Genomic DNA, 20890 nt, shown 5'->3' on the forward strand with positions numbered 1-20890 from the left:
CCCTGGCGAAGCCATATTCTTAAAATAGAGTGGTTTACAACATACGCTTTTGACAACCCTGGCTTAAGCCAGGGTTGTCAAAAGCGATCTATTGATTAACCAATATTAGACCAGCGCTTAAATAAGCCAAATCTATCTGAATTCTTCGATCCGATTCAGGTGCATGATTTTCGCTTGATACTCAGGTAAGACGCTCGACTCTAACTTTGACCACTGAGCGTTCATCTGCTTCGATAACAGTGATACGGTGCCCCTGCTCCTCAACGCAATCCCCCTCAACAGGGATATGACGAATCCGACTCACCACCAAACCTCCGATGGTCAAAGCCTCTTCCACTGAAAACTGTACATGAAGAATATCGTTAATCTCCGAGATGGGTGTACGGCCACTGAGCAAGTGCGAGTTTTCACTCTCATGCTCAATATAGAGACGCCGCTTCGGATGGTACTCATCGAAATCATAGCCAACATCAATTTCACCAACCACCTCTTCGAAGACATCTTCCATGGTCAAAATACCTACCGCTGAACCAAACTCATCCACTACAACCGCCATGTGATCCTCGCGGGCCTGCAACATCGGCAAGGCACGGTCGATGGTCTGTCGTGGCGACAGGTAGAGCACAGGACTGATGAAATCGGAGATCGGACGACTGTCCAGATCAGGTTGCATCAGATCCCAGGTATCCAAAGTCAGGATACCCTTCACATTGGTAATATTTCCGCGATAGACAGGCAGGCGATTGTAACCATGCTTCATCACCAATCGCACCGCCTCTTTCATGTGGCGAACTTCATTAAAACCGACCACATCCGGCAAGGGAATCATCGCCTCGCCTACTGTGGTGTCAGCGAAACGGATAATCCTTCTGATACGCTTACGATCAATGGTCTGAGGATCAGAGGCAGATTCAGATACATCCAGAAGCACCCGCAGCTCTTCACGGGTGATGAACATATTCTGCGGTACGCTGCCGCCGCCAACTATCCGCGTCACCAGCCTGGCTATGCGACTAAAAATGAAGATCACCGGGTAGAAGACAAATGAGAAAAAACGCAGTACGTAAATCAACCGGCTGACAAGGCTGTCAGCCTCTTGCTGAAATACACTCTTTGGCACCACCTCACCGAAAATCAGCAGCACTGGAGTTAAAAGAAGAACTGAAATCAGATCACCTGCCGGACCAAACAGATCGATGCAGACCAGAGCTCCCAGGGTTGAGATGATGACAGTTGCGAGATTGGTTCCAACCAGGGTTGTACCGAGGATCACATCCGGGGTCTTGAACAGCTTCAACACAAGTGCTGCACCACGATTGCCCAATTTCGCAAGATGTCTGAGCTTCAATTTATCCGAATTGACCATGGCGATCTCTGATCCAGAGAAAAACCCCTTCAGCAGAAGGAAGATTACGATGATCAATAACTCAACGCTCCAGCTCATCTTTCACCTCCTTAGCTTCAATCTTTCGCTCTGTCTCATCCGCCACTGGCTCTGAATCCTCATCCAGCGAATCGTCGTGAAGATCCAGATCCGAATCTTCGCTGTCGTTTAGGCTCTCCTCTCCATTGGTTTCAAGCTGCGCCTCATCTTCATTGACTTCTTCCAACTCCTCCTTGTTCGAGGCCTCCCTGTCAGAGACGATCTTGCGTACCTGAACCTTACTGATACGTAATCCTGTCACCTCCCTGGTGATAAATTCATAACCTTCATAACGTATCTTGTCACCCTCTTTGGGCAATCGATCGAAAAGTCTGAATGCCACCCCACCAATGGTACTCATGACAGGGTCTTCAATATCGAAATTGGTCAGGTTATAAAAATCACTCAGGCGCATATCTCCGGGAACGATATAGCTGTTCTCATCCTCTTCCTGATAGTATTCAAGCCCAACCATCTTGCCGCTGATTTCACCAAAGATGAAGGTCAGTACATCCTTCATGGTGACGATACCAAGCACCTCACCATACTCCCCGAGCACAATCGCTACACGGGTATTGTGTGCCTGGAAATAGTCGAACATCTCATCAACCTTTTTGGTTGGTGGTACAAAATGGGCCGGCTTGATGATCATCTCCAGAGTGACCTGCTCCAAATCTCCACCACCCTGGATCAATCGCAGAATATCCTCAGAATGGATGAAGCCGATGACGTTGTCCCAGTGTCCCTGATAGAGAGGAATGCGGGGGTGCTGATACTCACGGAATTTTTCAATCAACTCCTGTACCGGCAGATCAGCATCGAGAAACCTGATACGAGGACCAGGCGTCATGATTCGTGATATATCTGTCTCTGATGCTTCGATCACATTGTCGATCAATACCCGCTCTGTGGCTTCAATGACACCACTCTCCTCACTCTCTTCAAGGATTGTGCGCAGTTCATCTGCCTGGAGGATATTTTCACGACTGATTGCCTCACCAACCACAAGAGTTGTGATTCGGTCTGCCACCTGACGTACCACTTCCCTGAGCGGGGTTATCAATACTATCCAGCGAGGCAGGATTCTGGCAGTCAGGCGAGTGGCAAATTTAACCGGGAAGCTGACAGCGATGGTCTTGGGGGTAACCTCACCAATCAACAGCAGCAGCGGTACCATGATCAGGATATTGACCCAGCCTACATCCTGCTCAGAAACAAACAATAAGAGGATTGCCGCCATATTTGCAGCTGATGCGATATTCACCAGTTCGTTGCCGCAGAGGATCGATATGATCAATCGCCTGGGTTCATCGAGCATGGCATGGATATTTTCCGAGTGTTTGTCCCGGCTATGTCTGAGCTTTTGAAGGTCGATCCTGCTGAGCGAGAACAGGGCTGTCTCAGATCCGGAAAAAACGGCAGAGAACCCAAGCAGAACCACCTGCAAGCAAATCCGCAGTATCAGTTCCCAGTCCGCTCCCCCAAGCCCCAGGGAGTCGTATAGTGTTCTCAACTCTTCCATCAAAAAACCTGAACCTGTTAAACGCAGTTGTGGTAAGAACAAGAAGTACTGAGATAACAAAATAGAGTGATATCAGCACTAAACCCAGTGTAGAGCCACATACAGGATCCAAACTGATAAAACCCTGTCGCCCCAGCCCTGTAGTGATTGGAACGATAAACGGGCAGCCTTACAGTTCTTATCGTTCATTTGGAGCGAAACTCCACACAATACCTGAATCGGGATTTTGCTCAGTTGCAGTAGAACCTGTTTGGGCTGTGACAACAGGCCAAATAGAGACTTCTACTGACAAGCATTAGATAACAAAAATTCCCCCAGAGAACAGACAGACCCAGGATTTCTAAAAAAATCTGCCTGTGTTGTGCGGACCCCTCAAATGACACTCACTTGTATTAGGCTCAACTATTTCTAGAACTAGATCGCCGGTTTCCACCAGAGGAACAAGCTGAACTAATAAAGAGACAACCTACTATAAACTAGCAAGTGTTCTGGAAAACACAACTTAAACTATAATTATTACATACTTTAAGCTATATGAAGACCATCCTTGTAAAAAGACAACGCGATATAGCCGACACCCGGCATCCTAGAGGTAGACGTCATGTCCACAGAGAAATTAATATCTAAAATATTTCGTCTGCTTGATCGCGACCATAAGAAGCTTAAACCTGAACGAATTGCAGACCTGTTGAAAAAGATGAAAAAACAGGAACGAGCTGCCAAAAAAGAGTTACCCAAGGAAAAAGACAAGCGCAAACGAAAGCGCCTCTCTACCAAGATCAAGATTCTTCATACTCAGCGAAAGAAGGCACTGCGTCGCTACATGCAACTCATGAAAAAGTGTTGAACTGCCTCTAGCAATTAAGGGCACCCTTGGCTAAACAGAACGTCGGTTCCTGGCTTGTTCTGCGGCCACTTACCATCCAGGTCCATTCAATTCTTATATACAGCAGCAGCCAGGCGAAACCGTGTTTCGATCTCTTTGCGCAATTCAGCAGGGGATACCACTTCGACATCTGCGCCATAGCGCATCAAGTCCATAATCAGTTCCTCTGGATTGGCATAGGGCAAGCTGAGTTCGTATCGACCATCCTCAAGCCATTGACTCTTTTGTTGTGGATGCCACTGCTCATTCGCTACCCAACGTGCCCTTTGTTTACTGAACCGCAATACCGCTTGATGCTTTGCAGGCCCTGAAAAGATGCCATAGGCCTCTGAGAAGTGCGCCTCGAGTTGGCTCTCATCCACCTCAATTGACTGCTGCTGAGACTCATTTACCTCACTCATGGCATCCAAGGCAAAGGTACGTAAACCATCACGCAAATGACACCAGGCATCGAGATACCAGTTATCCCTATAGAGTGTCACGCGCTGGGGAGAGACTTGCCGCTGAGTAAAATCGTCTGTGCCACGATTGTAATATTTAAAGTCGACACGATGCCCGGCAGACAATGCAGAGGCAAAAAGCGTTAAATGCGGGCCGGCGGGACGTGCAGCCGCTTTTAACAGGCGAATATGGCGGGATAGGGGTTCAGCCTGTCCAGGTTGGCGACTCAATAGCTGGTCAATTTTACGCCGCAGGGGCTGAAGGTGGTTATCGAGCAGACCGGGCTGAATATCTGCAAGCAGTTGTTGAACTGTCAGTAGCGCCTGCAGCTCAGAGGCATTGAACCAGAGGCCAGGCAGCTGATACATCTCGCTTTCAGCGGCATCGTATCGATAGCCATTTTGTTTTCGATCGTAGACGATCGGTGCATTCAAATAGAGCCGCATCTCTTCAATAAGACGCTTCACAGTAGCCCTGGAACACTCCAGTTCCTGCTCTAACCGCTGACGGGAGACCGGATAGCGGGCTGCCTGGAAAATCCTATTGAGTTCAAAGATTCGGTCGAACCGATCCATTCAGATTATCAGTTTGATTCCAGGTTTTGATTTTTACTCTGAGGTTCATCCAGTGACCAGAGCCGCTCCAGATGGTAAAAATCGCGTACCTTTGGCAACATGACATGCACCACTACGCCATTCAGATCCACCAACGCCCACTCACCATCCGCCACCCCTTCTGTTCCCAGTGGCATTTCACCTGACTGCTTTGCCTTGAACTCGACACTCTGTGCAATCGATTTCACGTGACGATCCGAGGTTCCACTGGCGATGATCATGATGTCGGTTATGCTGGTTTTTCCACGTACATCCAGTACCACAACATCCTTTGCTTTCATATCGTCAAGGATTTCCAGAACGATGTCTCTAAGTGCTTCTGTCTGCATTGAGTCCCATATCGGTTGCTTTGTCTAATGACCGGTTGATAACAGCTATCATAACCCATTGAGGGGAATAATTTTCTATGATCTTCACAGGAATAGCCTGGAAATAGGCTGAAAACGCCGATTTCCACACCATTTCAACTCAACATACCCCAGCTCTCAATCAATTTTCATACAGGCCTTGCGCTAAAATCAGCTCAATAACCGCTTCAGGCATAAGGTACCGGGGCAGCTTGCCCTGACTCAGCATAGTGCGGATATTCGTGGCCGATATATCAAGCTGGGTCACTGTCTGTAACAGGATCACCCCGGAGGAGCGCCGATTAACCATTGATTTATCATGGCCTTGGGCTTTTTTCAGAAGGCTCTGAGAGGCTAAGGACAACTGATCTTCACCTGGCCTTTTCATCACAATCAGGTGAGCCAATTGTAGAATTTCATCTGGCCGATGCCAGTTGGAAAAACCATTAAACGCATCCATACCCATCAACAAACAGAGGGTCTGATGCGGAAAAGCCTCCCGTAAATCCAGGAGTGTATCTACTGTATAGGATGGCCCCGCTCGCTTTAACTCTCGATCATCAGCAACAAAACCCTGCTGCCCGGCGATCGCGGCTTCAACCATCTGCAGTCTCAATTCAGGCGAGGCCTGGGGAGGATTACGGTGAACCGGGCCATGCAGGGGAATAAATCGAATCTGCTCCAGATCTATTGCCTGCATCACATCAAGTGCTGTGCGCAAATGCCCATAGTGTATGGGGTCGAAGGTACCACCAAAGATGCCTATCATCTGCTTCAGCTTCGGATATGTCCGTCACCCAGAACAATATATTTCACCGACGTCAGCCCCTCCAGACCGACTGGCCCGCGGGCATGGAACTTGTCGGTTGAGATGCCGATTTCAGCGCCTAAGCCATATTCAAATCCATCGGCGAACCGTGTTGATGCATTCACCATGACAGAGCTGGAATCGACTTCTGTGAGAAATCGTCTGGCTCGGGTGTAGTTCTCTGTGATTATCGCATCGGTATGTTGAGAGCTGTGTGTATTGATATGTTCAATCGCCTGATCCAGACCATCAACCACCTTGATCGATAGTATCGGTGCCAGATATTCCGTATCCCAATCCTCATCGGTTGCTGCTATGCAGCTCTTGATCAGATTGCAACTCTTGGAACAACCACGAAGCTCTACACCCTTTTCTGCCAGAGATGGGGCGAGTTTAGATAGAATATCCTCAGCCACTCCCTCGGCCACCAGCAGGGTCTCCATGGTGTTACAGGTACCATATCGATGTGTTTTCGAATTCATCGCGACATCGTAGGCTTTTGTGAGATCAGCCTGATCGTCAACGTAGACATGGCAGATACCGTCCAGATGCTTGATTACAGGCACCCGGGCATCCCGGCTGATACGTTCGATCAATCCTTTTCCGCCCCGGGGAATAATGACATCCACATATTCCGGCATGGCAATCATCTCCCCTACCGCTGCACGATCAGTCGTCGCTACGACCTGTACCACCGCTTCCGGCAACCCTGTCTTGCGTAGTGCACTATTGATGCATTTGGCAATCGCCTGGTTAGAGTAATAGGCTTCTGAACCGCCTCTCAGCAGCGCAGCATTTCCAGACTTGAGGCAGAGTGCAGCCGCATCGGCAGTCACATTCGGACGTGACTCGTAGATGATTCCGACGACCCCCAGAGGGACTCTCATCCGCCCAACCTGGATACCGCTGGGCAGGTATTTCATATCAAATATCTCGCCAACCGGATCCGACAACGCTGCGATCTGACGGACACCTTCGATCATGCTGTCGATTCGTGCTGTAGTCAGCTCCAAGCGATCCAAGAGGGCGCTGTCGAGCCCTTTTTCCCTGCCATTGAGCAGATCCTTTTCATTCTCAACCATTAAGCCATCTCTGGCTCTATCGAGTTCAGCAGCTATTTCCTCAAGCGCACTGTTCTTTTTGGCTGTTGGTATTCCGGCCAGAGTGCGTGAGGCAAGACGAGCCTGCTGACCCAGTCCAGCCATATAGCTGGCAACGTCGGAGATATTATTGTCTAGCATTGTTTTTTTAACTCATTTTCTACTGAATTGCTTTGATTACTTTAACCTAAAAAGATCAGTTGGGCAGCGTGAAGTGTGCGCTTGTGGTGGTGCAGGACAAGGGTCACTCTTGCACATCCCTATGCCCGCGACACTTGTGCCTCCCTGCACGGCACGCAACGACGCCATGCGCCGCCACAATCGTACAATTCATGCTTTAGCATGATTCACCCAAATGGTGGCCATGTGAATTGTAGCTATTTTCTTCAAAATCTAGTACCTGCTATTAGAATGGAGCGGTCAACTGATTTTTTTAGGTTTTAGCAAAAAATCGATGTGAAATGCCGTTGATCTGCTCATTGTGAATCCAGAAAAGAGATATACCTCGTATCTTACACGGGAATAAATATCACGACCGATAACCAAAACATTTAAAGTTCGGCCCATTTCTACCGATCTTAGTAGTAAGCAACCAGCCGATGAAATAACGGTCCTGAAACAATGAACAAAGTCATACTATGTGCAGTAGTGCTAATTGGATATGCCGGACAACTCTGGGCAGAGCAGTTTGTGTTCGATATTCCTATGCACTCAAAAGGCGCTAACACCTTCTATATCTCAGGAAAAATCGGCAGCATGGCGGCATCCGAGTTTATGGTCGATACCGGCTCAAGCTATATGACCATTAATGAATCGACACTGGCTGAATTGAGAACGGTGGGTAACCCACGCTATCTTCGAGATCTGAGGGGGGTACTGGCTAACGGAGCAGAAATGCAGGTGCCTGTATACACCGTGTCCGATGTGCTTATTGGAGAAAAATGCCTATTGGAAGAGGTTGAAGTAGCTGTATTTCCTGGTAAAACACGGCAGATTCTCGGTTTGAGCGCTCTGTTGAAGACAGCTCCGTTCACTTTTTCCGCCGAGCCTCCCCAACTTCAATTGAGCAATTGCAATCTGACTGAAATGGCTACCAGTGACCAACCAACACAGTTGGCCGCTGGTATTTCAACCCCTAACTAGGGGTGCCAATTTCAAGCTATATTATTTAGCTTCAGGCATAGCGCTGGCTTCAAATGCGCTGAACTCAGCCGCATCAACACTGCCATCCTGATTAGCATCAGCAGCTTCCCAGCCTTTGTATAGGGCTTCATTTGCAGTCGCTTCTTCTGAAGAGATTGTTCCATCAGCGTTAGCATCCAATGCTGTGAAGACATCCTCACCGGCTACTGCAGTGGTGATAAATCCAGCTGTAACCAATGCCATTGCGGCCATTTTCATGGTTTTAGTTTTCATCATGTTCTCCTTAACGAATTATATTTAGTTTGGCCAAAGGTCCGTATCAACAACGTGGATCCTCTGGTGACCCAAATATGACACCGCATGGGCTCTTATTGCGGTGACAGGAATCACAGTTCCACAATTTTAATTCCCTAACAGGGTTCAGGTAAATTGTGGATTTCGGGTCAATTTATTAGTCATCAAATCCCTGTGATAATCCAGCGACCAGAACTATCTGGTCACCGGCATTCCACCATCAACTCAATATGAGTTGTTCAATTACTGAGCCTGAGGTGCAGACTCGAATGCACTGAATTCAGCAGCATCTACCTGACCGTCAGCATTGGCATCTACCTTAGCCCAATCCTTGTAGAGTCCTTCATCAGCTGTGGACTCTTCGGCTGAGATATAACCATCAGCATTAGCGTCAAGTTTGGTGAATGCGCCCTCTTCTGCAGCATTAACCGCTGCAAAAAAACCTGCCGCAGCCAAACCTACAATAATCTTTTTCATAGTCATAGTTTTCATCATCGATCTCCTTTTAATGATATTTTCTCAAATCAAAGCCCTCTTGATTGAGGCCTCTGTACGGGATGAGACAACGACGACGAAAAAAATTGGGTGACAGAAGTCACAAATGAAAAGGAACAGCTTTCCCAGGCATTAAGTTCTTAACAAAGGTTGTGCAGCTCATCACAAGCATGCAATACCAGAAACGCCTTGAGCCAGGTTTTTCAATACAAGCCAGGGATCAGTTCTGCGAATACCTTTGATCGCCTGATCAGCTTCTGAACACTTAATGAGTAGGTTCTGCCAATACGGAGAACGGCCATTGGAAAGCGCCTTTTTCACAATTGGTTTACGTTTTTCCCAAACTCTGAAGGCTGCCATAACCTGAGCTGTGTTTTGCCCTTGCTCTAATTCACAGGCCATTTCTGCCAGCATACGAATCTCACGACTGAATGCCCATAATACAACTGGCGCTGCCACCCCCTCCGCCTTGAGTGCAGAAAGCATACGAAGTCCTTTGGCGGCCTCTCCAACCATTAAGGTATCAAGAAAACCAAACACATCGAAACGGGCGCTATCGGCAACTGAGCGGGCCAGTTGCTCTTGAGTGATGATCCCTTCACCCTGCAGCAGTAAGAGCTTTTCAATCTCCTGACTGGCCGCAAGCAGATTACCTTCAACCCGATCTGCCAACATCTCAACCACACCTGTTTCAGGTACCAGACCGGCCTTGCGCAGACGTTGCTCTATCCAGGGAATCAGGCGTCCCCCTTCTACCGGCCAGACCTGGATAACCACCCCCAGTTGTTCAACGGCTTGCAGCCACTTACTTTTCATCTGCACCTTTTCCAGCTTCGGAAGGGTGACCAAAAGCACCGTATCCTCTGCTGGACGTTGGCAATATGCAGTCAACGCCTTGCCCCCTTCAGCACCCAGCTTGGCACTGCTCAGACGTAACTCCAAAATGCGACGATCCCCAAACAGAGAGAGACTTTCAGCGGCCACATTGAGTGCTGACCAATCGAAACCACTACCCTGATCCAATACCTCCCGTTCGGTATACCCCTGATCCCGGGCCGCCGATCGAATCTCATCTGTGGCCTCCATCATTTGCAGAGGCTCGTCCCCGCTGAGCAGATAGAGAGGCGCCAAATTGCGTTTCAATTGTGCAGTGAGTTGATCGTTGCGAAGTCTCATGAGCAGTTGTCGGCAAGTAATCGTGCCATTTCATCCTCAGTGTCGATGGCTGCAGGTAAGAGTTCAAAACATCCTACTTGAAGGTTAACCACTATCTTAACCCGGCTTCCAGCCGCCGAATGATCTGCGCCGATAAATCCCGACGCATATCGCTCTTCATTAATCTTGTTTCATTTCTTTGGCCAAGTTCGTCGCTACCACTGAAACTGAGCTGCCTGACCAGCTGCAACTGCTCTTCATGGGGCTTGTTACCGACGCCGGGAGAGGTGAGCCGGACTTTGGCTTGAAGACGCAGTTCATTATCCAGGGCCTTGCCATTGGCATCTACAGAGAGAACCCGGCTTGAGAACTTCTCCTGAAGCACCTGAAAGGCGTATTTTGCCGAGGCTTTATCTGCTGCCAGAATAACTCCTCCGGCCAGCAGATCACTCTGCAATACGCCTGCAAGCGTCTGCTGCTCATTACCGCCGACTATGTAGAGGCCGTTCAGTGCTGCGGACGGTTGCGCGTAGCCCTTCAGGTGAAATCCACAACCATTCAGCAAAACAAGCAAAACAGCCCCGACTATGCAGCTGCTGACCCTACCTCGCATAATGAGCTTATTTAGCAACAACATTGACCAGTTTATTTGGCACCACAATCACTTTTCTGACTGTGCTGTCGCCAATGAATCGCTTCACATTCTCATTCTCGAGGGCGATCTTTTCAACGGCCGATTTATCTGCATCTGCAGCCACCTGTATGGTGGCACGCACCTTACCATTGACCTGCACTACATATGGCAGACTCTCCTGCTTCAGTGCCTGCTCATCGGGTTGTGGCCACTCACTCTCAAGTATCTCTTCACCAAAACCCAGTGCTCCCCATAGATGGTGGGTGACGTGGGGTGCTATCGGCGCCAACAGCCTCAATACCAGGGAGAGCCCCTCTTTGACAATTGCCAGGTCTGCGCTTGAATCTCCCAGTTTATAGAGAATGTTGGTCATTCCCATGCAGGCTGAAACCACATTATTGAAACGCTGCCTCTGATAGTCATAGAGCGCCTTTTTCAACAACTCATGCAGCTCTCTTCGTGCCTCTTTCTGGCTATCGTCATAATCGATATCCGCAGCTAAAGGCTGGGAGAGTTGATCATGATTGGTCTCTGCCAGCGCCCACAGACGCTTTACGAAACGATAAGCCCCTTCCACACCATCATCACTCCACTCCAGGGATTGATCCGGTGGAGAGGTGAACATGGTATAGAGCCTGACCGTGTCTGAGCCGTAGCGGTCGATGAGCGTCTGGGGATCGACACCGTTGTTCTTCGACTTTGACATCTTTTCAATGCCACCAATCTCCACAGACCCGGCATCCTCTTTGAGTGTGGCACTCAGAGGGCGTCCCTTGTCGTCACAACTGACATCGACCTCAGTCGGGTTGTACCAGTGTTTACTCCCATCTGACTGGTCACGATAGTAGGTATCGGCCACAACCATGCCTTGTGTCAGCAGACGTGTAAAAGGCTCATCACTCTTTACCAGGCCTGCATCACGCATCAGCTTGTGGTAGAAACGGGCATACAGAAGATGCAAAACGGCATGCTCTATACCTCCGACATACTGATCCACAGGCAACCAGTAGTCAGCACGCTGATCCAGCATCTTGTCAGCACCAGGACTGGTGTAGCGGGCATAGTACCAACTCGACTCCATAAAGGTGTCGAAGGTATCGGTCTCCCGCTGGGCATCTCCACCGCATTCAGGGCAACTGCAGGCAGAGAACTCGGGATTGTCCTTGATCGGATTGATGGTGTTTTCGTCGTAGACGATATCTTCGGGTAATCGTACCGGCAGGTCTTTCAGAGGCACTGGCACAATACCGCAGTGATCACAATGAATCATCGGGATCGGCGCGCCCCAGTATCGCTGACGGGAAACACCCCAATCCCGCAGACGATAATTTTTACTCTTACCCCCTTTACCCCTGGCCTGCAGCCACTCAGAGATAGTCTCAAAGGCATCCTCGGAAGTCTGACCACTGAACGGCCCGGAATCCATTAAAACACCCTTTTCGGTATAGGCCTCGGCTTGGATGTCCAGACTTGAGCCATCCTTTGGCTGAATGACCTGTTTGATCTGGATACCATATTTTCGAGCAAAGGCGTGATCCCGTTCATCATGTCCAGGTACTGCCATCACGGCACCGGTACCATAGGTCATCAATACGAAATTGGCTGCATAGACAGGCACAAGCTCGCCACTTACTGGATGGACCGCATTGATACCAAGCAGCATGCCCTTTTTCTCGATTGTCTCCAGTTCTGCTTCGGAAGTGCCACCCTGGCGGCACTCTTCGATAAATTCGGCCAGTGCCGGATTCTGTTCTGCAGCGCGCAACGCCAGAGGATGCTCAGCCGCTACCGCCACATAGGTGACACCCATCAGGGTATCCGGGCGGGTGGTATAGATCGTCAAAAGATCATCACCTCCCTCGATGCCGAAATCCATCTGTACGCCAAAGGAGCGACCTATCCAGTTACGCTGCATGGTTCGTACCTGGTCGGGCCAATCCTCAAGCCGGTCAATCTCCTCCAGCAGCTCATCGGCATATTCGGTGATCTTGATGAACCACTGAGGGATTTCGCGACGCTCCACCAAAGCGCCTGAACGCCAACCCCGACCATCGATCACCTGTTCGTTGGCCAGAACCGTCTGATCAACCGGATCCCAATTGACTACCGCATGCTTTCTATACACCAGCCCTTTTTTGTAGAGCTCGGTGAATAGCCACTGCTCCCATTTGTAGTATTCAGGCTGACAGGTCGCCAGTTCACGTTGCCAGTCATAGCCGAAGCCGAGCCGTTTCAGCTGCTGCTTCATGTAGTCTATGTTTTCGTATGTCCATCCAGCAGGGGCTACCCGGTTTTTCAGTGCGGCATTCTCTGCGGGAAGACCAAATGCATCCCACCCCATGGGTTGCAGGACATTTTTTCCCAACATACGCTGATAGCGAGCGATGACATCACCGATGGTGTAGTTGCGCACATGCCCCATATGGAGCTTGCCGCTAGGATAGGGGAACATGGAGAGACAATAGAATTTCTCCTTCTCCGGATCCTCGGTGACTTCGAAGGTTTTGCTGTTTACCCAGTATGACTGGACCTCAGCCTCCAGGGTGGCTGGATCGTATTGATTCTGCATGGTCAGGCCCGAATTAAGATTGAAAACTACAATCGCGGAAGGATACCCCAGCCAGCTTCGGACAGAAAGAGCTCTAGTGTGGTGCTCGGTAAATTCGTTGCTAAATGATTATTGCATGGCTGCGAGGTTGACCTGTTCCTCTTGCGGATACATGAAGCTGGTAACCATTTCGATCGCCTCGATCCATGCCGCATGAACCTGACTGTCATACTCATCATCGTAGGACTTCACCGTGCTCATCAGCGCATCTGTCCACATATCCAGATGTCGGCGCTCAACCTTAAGACGGGTATGAATGCGGCCGAGCATCTCCATATAGAGCACCACGCCAGGCTTCCCCGCCACTACATCGTCCACCATTTGCAGCGTCTCTTTAAGTTTATGTATCAGTTGAGCCATATTGCGATTATGAAAAATCTTCGCCATTTCGTCCGACTGAGCAATGAAATACTCATAAAAGCTCTCGTAAAAACCCTCTTTCTGGCTTACCCGTCTGAGACTTTGCTGAAAGCGTTTTAAATTATCTTGTGAAATGGTGGACATACTACTCGCCTGTGACCTGTTCACTCTTAACGGCACAAATGGCTAGAACTTTTCCCATTATGTCCGTGAATTCATAAAAGAATGTAACTTTTGCCATACAGGTCACCAAATTTAACAATGATTCAATAAGCCGGGAGAGAGAAAACGCCGGCATAAAAATCAGCCATTCAGGCGTAAATTAATAGGGCCTTATCATTGTTTAATACCCTGGCGCCCCCAATTCAACGATAAGACTCTACCAACAATCTCTTGGCAATTCTTTATGACAAGAAATTTTATCGTGCAGCAACAAAGCCTTAGCTGACAAAAGCATCTGACTTCAGCTACCCTGCCCCAAACATCAACTGACTCATGCATTCGTATCAACAAGTGTTACTATTAGCACTGAGATTAAGAATATCGTTAAATCAGGGCAAAATTAACCCAAGCTTTCTTAGTGGTATACATTCGCAAGAGATTGCCCCGAAGCCTGCGCTCGCCGGAATGAGTTGTAAAACTGATCTGTACTGCGCTATGACCCATTGCACAAGAACTGATAATTAAAACCAGCAAGAGCTTAATTAATGAAGCTGATAATACAGATTCCCTGCTATAACGAAGAACAAACCCTGGCGGTAGCTCTGGCAGAGCTGCCCCGAGAGGTGCCCGGTTTCGATCAGGTTGAATGGTTGATCATCGACGATGGCAGCTCAGACGATACGCGCAAAGTGGCGTTGGAAAACGGGGTTGACCATGTGGTGGGATATACCAAAAACCAGGGGCTGGCCAGAGGCTTCATGCTGGGGCTGGATGCCTGCGTAAAGCAAGGCGCAGATGTCATCGTCAATACGGATGCCGACAATCAGTACAATGCCAGCTATATACCCGACTTAACCAAACCCATTGTCGATGGCAAGGCGGACATGGTCATTGGCGCCCGTCCTATCCATATGATCGAACATTTTTCCTTTACAAAGAAGATGTTGCAGCACCTGGGCAGTAGCGTAGTGCGCAAGGTCAGCCACACCGACATCCCCGACGCGCCCAGCGGTTTTCGCGCCTTCAGCCGTGAGGCGGCGATGAAACTGAACGTTTTCAATGAATATACCTATACCCTGGAAACCATCATCCAGGCCGGTATGAAACAGATGGCCGTTACCTCTGTACCTGTTGAGGTCAATGAGGACCTGAGACCCTCGAAGCTGGTAAAGAGCATCAGCAGCTACATTAAGAAATCGATCATCACCATTCTCAGAATCTTTGTCGTCTACAAACCTTTTCGCTTTTTCCTGGCGATCGGCCTTGTGCTGTTCAGCTTGGGAATGGTGCTCGGATTACGATATCTCTACTACTACCTGACAGGAGATGGCTCAGGACATATTCAATCTGTCGTCCTGGCTGGTGTCATGATGGGTATTGGCTTCCAGACTTTTTTAGTGGCATTTATTGCTGATCTGTTGAGCGTCAACAGAAAGCTGCTTGAAGAGGTACAGTATCGATTGAGAAAACTGGAGTCTGAGCCTCGATCGAATATCCGGGATTAGTGATTCTGCACAGGGCAAGTATCAGCCTATGCAAGAGTGAGAGATGAAAAATAAGATCAGCGGGATTTTCCCGCCCCCACTCGCCACGCCATGAAAAATAGAGGCATATAGGCCACCACCACCAGAAGAACCCCATAAACCGGCTTAAAAGAGGCGAGCCAGGCCAAAGGGGTCAACCAGAGCAAATTGATCAGCAACCCCAGCAAAACGACCCATTTATGGGCCCCGGCACGGGCCTGCTCTGGCGCCAATCCATCCGCTTCAAGCTGTGCCTGACGGTATCTTGCTGCGATCTGATAGGCGTGTTTGGCATGAGGTTGATACCATTTCTCCCCATTCAACGCCCTCACGCCCAGTGTCCAGCTTGCATCTGCTATGAAAAGAGCCAACAGAATTATCCAACTCCAGAAGGCGATGGGATAGTGGATCGCACTGAAACAGGCGAACACACCTAGAGAGAAACCCAAGAAACCACTGGCTGCATCCCCCATAAAAATTTTTGCCGGTGCCCAGTTCCATACCAAAAAACCGGCCACACCCGTGGCAAGCAGCATCAACCACAGAACAATCTGCAGCTCAGCACTATTCAGGATAAGAATTAACGAAGCGCTGCTGAGCACCGTGATCGCCTGCATACTGGCTATACCATCGATACCATCCATGAAATTATAGAGATTCAACAGCCAGACCAGCATCAGCACAAACAGCACACTGAGCCACCAACTCTCAGCTACAATCCAGCTCCCGAGGGAGAGCGGCGGCGTTCCCACCAGCCAGATCGCTAACCCAGCCGCAGCGAAATGAACCAGGATTCGTAAACGGGCCGAGAGATCTCTGTGGTCATCGATAAATCCGATCAACGCCACCACTCCACCACCGGCAAGCAACACCATATCGAGAGGCGCAATACCCTGCAGGCTGCCTGTATAGAAGCGCTTCGCCCATAGCAGCAGAGCTAAAAAGATCAGCACAAAAGCAAGCCCGCCCCCACGGGGGGTTGCTGTCAGATGTGAGCTACGGCTGTTTGGATTGTCCATCAAACCACGCTGTAGAGCATAGTAGCGTAGCACCCAGGTCAAGAGTACGGAGAGGATAAACACCACTCCAGCCAAGTAGAACCATTCCACATAACGCGCCATCAATTCGACTGCCTTACCATTTCCTTCAGCGCCGCCTCAACGGTAACTTTAGGCGTCCAACCCAACACCCTTCTGTTTTTACTGATATCGACCTGTAGATTTCCGCATAGGCGGTCAATAGCAGATGAGCGGCCAGTCACTTGTCCCAATAGACGTAACAACATCATAGGCACTGGAATCAGGCGCGGAGTAACTCCGATGGCCTGGGCAAGCTTGCGGATTAATTGCGGCGTGGAAAGATCCTCACCATCCGCAACTAAAAATACCTCACCGGCCGCCCCGGTGTGATCCAGGCTGATGGCAATAAAGTCGAGCAGGTTTTCAATGCTGACCAGGCTACGGCGGTTTTCAACTCGCCCCAGAGGCAGGGGCAGGCCTTTGCGAATCCAACCCACAAGGCTCTGCATATTTCCCTTAACGCCAGGCCCATAGACCAACACCGGACGCAGAATCACCAACTCCATATCCGCTTCTGCGGTTATCTCCCTCAATAGCTGCTCAGCCTCCCATTTAGATTGCCCATAGGCATCTTCCGGCGCCGCAGGATCATCAGCGGCCAATGGATGGTCAGTGCTTCGCTCTCCATTGACCTTGATACTGCTCAAATAGATCAGACGTTTCACCCCAGCCTCAGCTGCCTGACGCGCCAAACTACGACTACCCTCCACATTCACCTTGCGGAACAAGGTTAAGGGATCACCCGTGGATTCCCGCATCACATGGGCGCGCCCGGCCAAATGAACCACTACATCGACACCCTCAAGCGCCTTGCGCCAATCAGTGGCAGCTGTGATCTCACCTAACACCGCCTGCTCACAGATCGTCCAATCAGTTTTTTTCTCGCGCATCCCGGCCCGCACATCATATCCCTGACTGATCAGAAAGGGGCAGAGTTGAGTGCCCACAAAGCCACTGGCCCCAGTGACCAATACCTTTTTCATGACTCCAGTGCCTTCTGATAGATCGACATATGCTGTTCGACCACCGTGTTAATTGAAAACTCGGCCTCAGCCATCAGCCTGCTTTTCTCACCCATGCTCTGCCGAAGATCTTGCTGATCGATCAATTTAAACAGAGCATCGGCCAACGGCTCACTCTGCCGCGCAGGAACCAATAGACCATTCTCCCCATCAACCACCACTTCACGACAGCCCGGAACATCCGTAGTGACTATTGCGCGACCACTCGATGCGGCCTCCAGCAACACCTTTGGCAATCCCTCTCTGTAGGAGGGCAGGCAGATGATGTTGGCACAACGAAAAACCGCAGACATATCCTGACGATTTCCCCACCACTCAACATCATGCTCTCGGGCCCATTCAGCCAGCTTCTTCGCCGAAACCGATTTGGGATTACTTGGGTCGATACCACCAACCAGGGCAAAGCGTGCTTTGACACCTCTTGCGTGCAGTTTCTGCGCCGCAGCGACAAATTCTCCAACACCCTTATCCCAAAGCATACGCGCAGGCAGCACCACTAAAGGTACCCCACTCTGCTCAGGACTCATCTTGAACTGGATCAGATCGACTCCTGAACCTCTTATCAATTCAATTTTCTCCTGACTAAGGCACCCCTCATCAAGAAGATAGTGGTAGTCATCCTGGTTCTGCACAATAACCCAAAGACGCTCACGGGAAAAAAGCCAACGGTAGCTGTTTAAAACCGCAGCCCTGGCAAATGAGCTGAACCAACCCCGGGCAAGAAAAACAAAACCAAGTCCTGAGATAGCATTCACCACCGCAGGCACTTTAGCGATACGTGCCGCGAGGGTGCCATAAAGCACGGGTTTGATTGTGACATGATGAACCAGCGTCGGCTGCAAGCTGCTATAGAGTCTATATAAACCCCGGATGGTTTTAATTTCAGCAAGTGGATTTGCCCCACTACGACTCAGAGAGACAGCATAGTGTCGAAAACCCTCAGCCTCGATCTGCTCAACCCCATCACCTTCAGGCGTGGCCACCGCGACTCTATACCCCCTTTCACGGGCAGCAATTGCCAGAGGAAGCCGGTGCGAGAGAAAAAAACCGGCGTCATTGACAACAAAGAGCAGAAGTTGATGTTTCATTGTTAGGGAACCACTTTATCTATCTAGAGCCAGTAATTGACCCGGCGACTAAGTATGTCGTATTCAGCCTGTCTGTGCCTGAAGAATAGTTTCACTCTGCCCGCTCCACACGCAACGCACGCAGAACCCAGGCACGTTCACTATTTTCGAAAACATAGCGCCAAACCATGAAACTGAACAACAGCAGTGTAACTGAGGTGAAGAGCGCCTTAATGTAAAAAGCTTCAAGTTGAGCGGCGAGTAAAAATAGAGTGACTGCAGCAAGCAGTGCCAAGGCAAACCGCTTTGTAGAAGCACGACACTCAGGAATCAGTAACAGGGCCATGACGTATAGTGCCAAGGCATCTACAAAGGCTCTGATTGTCCACACTATTGCAGCACCTAAAATACCGAATTCAGATAGCGCCCACCAGAGTCCTGCCAGGTAGAGGGGCAGCTCCAACAAATGTAGCTTGGCAGACCACTGTGGATAGCCGGCTGATTGCACCAGAGAAAATGGAACCAGTGACATGCCATAGAAGAACACACCAACACCCAGCCATTGCATCACCAGATAGCCATTCTCAGCAAACTCCTGCCCCACCCACAAATTCAGTCCGTCAAATGAGAAAGCGATAATCACCATAATCAGTGGAAACAGTGCAATGGAGATATAACTGAGCCCTTTATCGAACAGTCGCGCCGAGTGTTGCCGATCCATCCCTCCCCCTCTCGCCAGTGTGGTCGACTGAGCAGGCAGCAGAACTGCAACAACAGCGGTGGGAATAACCAGCAATCGTGAAACAATCTCATAAGGTGTCGTATAGAAAGCAACTGCAGTAACCGTCAACACCGCACCGATAACAAAACGGTCCATTGACACCATCAGGGGTACCGCCATATTACTGACCGTCATCCATCCCCCAAAACCCAACAGAGGCCTGACCTGCTTCTTATCGTACAGATAGTGTTGTCTGATGCCGGGTACGACATGAAACATGAGAATCAGATGGGCAATGGTAGCCAACATCCTGCCAAACACTAAAACGGCCACAATCGGATAGAGACTGTTTGAAAAGGGTAGAACTGCCACCGGTCCAAGAAAGGTCCACATTCCCATCGGAATTCTGATTGCAGTCAGCAGATCAAAGCGCTGATAGGCTGCGACTACACCACGCAATCCAACCGTTGTAATTACCAACGGCATCGACGCGGACAAAAGATAAAACGCATTGAGTGTCTCTTCTTTAAGCGCTGGAGGAACATTGAGTACCTCTCCCACCAACCAGGGGGAGAGTATAAGAATCACCCCAAACCCAAACACCCCTAGCACTGCCATCAAAGTCAGGGCTGTCCAGACCAATCCAGGGATTTCCGACTCCCGCTCCTCACCCAGATATTTGGCTACCAATACACTCAGAGCACGACTCAGGCCAAAATCAAAAAGACTGAAATAGCCAACAAACATCCAACTGATCGCCAGCAAACCAAATCGCTCTTTACCGATCTCATCAATAAGAATGGGGATAGTGACAATGGCAACCAGGAAAGGCACCAGCACGCTGACAAGATTCCAGATGATATTTTTAGCCAGACGACTGCCACTTGTGAGTTCTTTCTGTCTAATGTTCATCGGATCTCTATTATGGTTCAACCACCTGCAAAGAACCAAATTTCACCATTTGGCCTGATCTGGCAATACAAAGTAAATCGGATGGTGTCACCTACTCCAGCATAGCGACACTTTGGATGGTGTGGCATTTCATAAAATCTTGAGCTATCGAACGGTGTCTGGATTTTCAAAATGCCATGAATAGCTAGTGTGGTGCACCACACTAGATAGTAGCCAGCTAGCTATCAGCAAGTAGTGGCTGAAGCGCATCAGCTGCATCCTGAGGAGTAACATTACCACCCCCTGCAGTCACGTTGAAACTTGCCACCACCCTCACCAGTTGAGCGACTTGACCACTCGGTGGGGCATGGCCCCACCCTACCTCTCCGTTTAGGCGTAGGGTGGGGCCATGCCCCACCACAAAAACTCTCTTGTAAGGAGAGCGGATATTGGCATAGGAATATAATCAGTATCCAACGGACCTCTGCAGGCACCTCGAAACTTGCCACCACCCTCACCAGTTGATCCACTTGACTACTCGGTGGGGCATGGCCCCACCCTACCTCTCCGTTTAGGCGTAGGGTGGGGCCATGCC

At 49.7% G+C, this 20890-nt stretch carries 20 protein-coding genes; 3 read left to right on the forward strand and 17 right to left on the reverse strand.

The genetic code is table 11. The features are described 5' to 3' along the window. Positions 1–181: 181 nt before the first annotated feature. The gene (locus AC4IE7_RS06345; protein ID WP_490775971.1) at positions 182–1444 is read right to left on the reverse strand and encodes a hemolysin family protein; all 1263 of its coding nucleotides are present in this window, start codon (positions 1442–1444) and stop codon (positions 182–184) included. Continuing rightward, complete coding sequence (locus tag AC4IE7_RS06350; RefSeq protein WP_490775972.1) at positions 1428–2945, reverse strand: hemolysin family protein; 1518 nt, start codon at positions 2943–2945, stop codon at positions 1428–1430. Before AC4IE7_RS06350 ends, AC4IE7_RS06345 begins: the two co-directional genes overlap by 17 nt. Before the next feature lie 601 nt (positions 2946–3546). Here AC4IE7_RS06350 and AC4IE7_RS06355 point away from each other — a divergent pair. Then, entirely contained in the window at positions 3547–3792 is a 246-nt protein-coding gene (locus tag AC4IE7_RS06355) for a hypothetical protein (protein WP_490775973.1), read from the forward strand. Positions 3793–3878: 86 nt separating this feature from the next. On the opposite strand, the gene AC4IE7_RS06360 is transcribed toward AC4IE7_RS06355, so the two are convergent. From AC4IE7_RS06360 to AC4IE7_RS06375, 4 genes are all read right to left on the reverse strand, one after another. Beyond that, a complete protein-coding gene (locus AC4IE7_RS06360; RefSeq protein ID WP_490775974.1) occupies positions 3879–4847 on the reverse strand; it encodes a helix-turn-helix transcriptional regulator in 969 nt (322 codons plus the stop codon). An 8-nt stretch (positions 4848–4855) separates the two neighbouring features. Then, positions 4856–5215: a ribosome silencing factor gene (rsfS, locus tag AC4IE7_RS06365; RefSeq protein WP_490775975.1), complete on the reverse strand. Its 360-nt coding sequence runs from the start codon at positions 5213–5215 to the stop codon at positions 4856–4858. 160 nt (positions 5216–5375) lie between these two features. Continuing rightward, positions 5376–6002 carry a nicotinate-nucleotide adenylyltransferase gene (gene nadD, locus AC4IE7_RS06370; protein WP_490775976.1) on the reverse strand — a complete coding sequence of 209 codons (627 nt, stop codon included), beginning with the start codon at positions 6000–6002 and terminating at the stop codon, positions 5376–5378. 5 nt (positions 6003–6007) lie between these two features. Beyond that, positions 6008–7282 carry a glutamate-5-semialdehyde dehydrogenase gene (locus AC4IE7_RS06375; RefSeq protein ID WP_490775977.1) on the reverse strand — a complete coding sequence of 425 codons (1275 nt, stop codon included), beginning with the start codon at positions 7280–7282 and terminating at the stop codon, positions 6008–6010. Between the two features lie 480 nt (positions 7283–7762). Between AC4IE7_RS06375 and AC4IE7_RS06380 the strand changes: the two genes are divergently transcribed. Then, entirely contained in the window at positions 7763–8284 is a 522-nt protein-coding gene (locus AC4IE7_RS06380; RefSeq protein WP_490775978.1) for a retroviral-like aspartic protease family protein, read from the forward strand. Between the two features lie 21 nt (positions 8285–8305). Here the strand turns inward: AC4IE7_RS06380 and AC4IE7_RS06385 are convergent, their stop codons facing one another. From AC4IE7_RS06385 to AC4IE7_RS06410, 6 genes are all read right to left on the reverse strand, one after another. Beyond that, the gene (locus AC4IE7_RS06385) at positions 8306–8560 is read right to left on the reverse strand and encodes a hypothetical protein (RefSeq protein WP_490775979.1); all 255 of its coding nucleotides are present in this window, start codon (positions 8558–8560) and stop codon (positions 8306–8308) included. Positions 8561–8821: 261 nt separating this feature from the next. Then, positions 8822–9070, reverse strand: coding sequence for an EF-hand domain-containing protein (locus AC4IE7_RS06390; RefSeq protein WP_490775980.1), 249 nt, complete (start codon positions 9068–9070; stop codon positions 8822–8824). Between the two features lie 165 nt (positions 9071–9235). Then, positions 9236–10249 carry a DNA polymerase III subunit delta gene (holA, locus tag AC4IE7_RS06395; protein ID WP_490775981.1) on the reverse strand — a complete coding sequence of 338 codons (1014 nt, stop codon included), beginning with the start codon at positions 10247–10249 and terminating at the stop codon, positions 9236–9238. Between the two features lie 91 nt (positions 10250–10340). Continuing rightward, positions 10341–10859: an LPS-assembly lipoprotein LptE gene (locus AC4IE7_RS06400; protein WP_490775982.1), complete on the reverse strand. Its 519-nt coding sequence runs from the start codon at positions 10857–10859 to the stop codon at positions 10341–10343. Beyond that, positions 10849–13431 carry a leucine--tRNA ligase gene (gene leuS, locus AC4IE7_RS06405; protein ID WP_490775983.1) on the reverse strand — a complete coding sequence of 861 codons (2583 nt, stop codon included), beginning with the start codon at positions 13429–13431 and terminating at the stop codon, positions 10849–10851. The genes AC4IE7_RS06400 and leuS overlap by 11 nt, the downstream gene beginning before the upstream one ends. 108 nt (positions 13432–13539) lie before the next feature. Next, a complete protein-coding gene (locus tag AC4IE7_RS06410; protein ID WP_490775984.1) occupies positions 13540–13974 on the reverse strand; it encodes a globin in 435 nt (144 codons plus the stop codon). 563 nt (positions 13975–14537) lie between these two features. Here AC4IE7_RS06410 and AC4IE7_RS06415 point away from each other — a divergent pair. Next, the gene (locus AC4IE7_RS06415; RefSeq protein WP_490775985.1) at positions 14538–15497 is read left to right on the forward strand and encodes a glycosyltransferase family 2 protein; all 960 of its coding nucleotides are present in this window, start codon (positions 14538–14540) and stop codon (positions 15495–15497) included. Between the two features lie 56 nt (positions 15498–15553). Here the strand turns inward: AC4IE7_RS06415 and AC4IE7_RS06420 are convergent, their stop codons facing one another. From AC4IE7_RS06420 to AC4IE7_RS06440, 5 genes are all read right to left on the reverse strand, one after another. Next, positions 15554–16636 (reverse strand): MraY family glycosyltransferase, encoded by a 1083-nt coding sequence (locus AC4IE7_RS06420; RefSeq protein ID WP_490775986.1) that lies wholly within the window; start codon positions 16634–16636, stop codon positions 15554–15556. After that, positions 16636–17577, reverse strand: coding sequence for a UDP-glucose 4-epimerase family protein (locus AC4IE7_RS06425; RefSeq protein ID WP_490775987.1), 942 nt, complete (start codon positions 17575–17577; stop codon positions 16636–16638). The genes AC4IE7_RS06420 and AC4IE7_RS06425 overlap by 1 nt, the downstream gene beginning before the upstream one ends. Next, a complete protein-coding gene (locus AC4IE7_RS06430; protein WP_490775988.1) occupies positions 17574–18704 on the reverse strand; it encodes a glycosyltransferase family 4 protein in 1131 nt (376 codons plus the stop codon). The genes AC4IE7_RS06425 and AC4IE7_RS06430 overlap by 4 nt, the downstream gene beginning before the upstream one ends. A gap of 91 nt (positions 18705–18795) precedes the next feature. After that, entirely contained in the window at positions 18796–20316 is a 1521-nt protein-coding gene (locus AC4IE7_RS06435) for a flippase (RefSeq protein ID WP_490775989.1), read from the reverse strand. Positions 20317–20588: 272 nt separating this feature from the next. Next, a partial coding sequence (locus AC4IE7_RS06440; RefSeq protein WP_490775990.1) for a hypothetical protein occupies positions 20589–20890 on the reverse strand: 302 nt, incomplete at its 5' end.

Source organism: Candidatus Thiodiazotropha sp. AKAK3 (assembly GCF_058244645.1).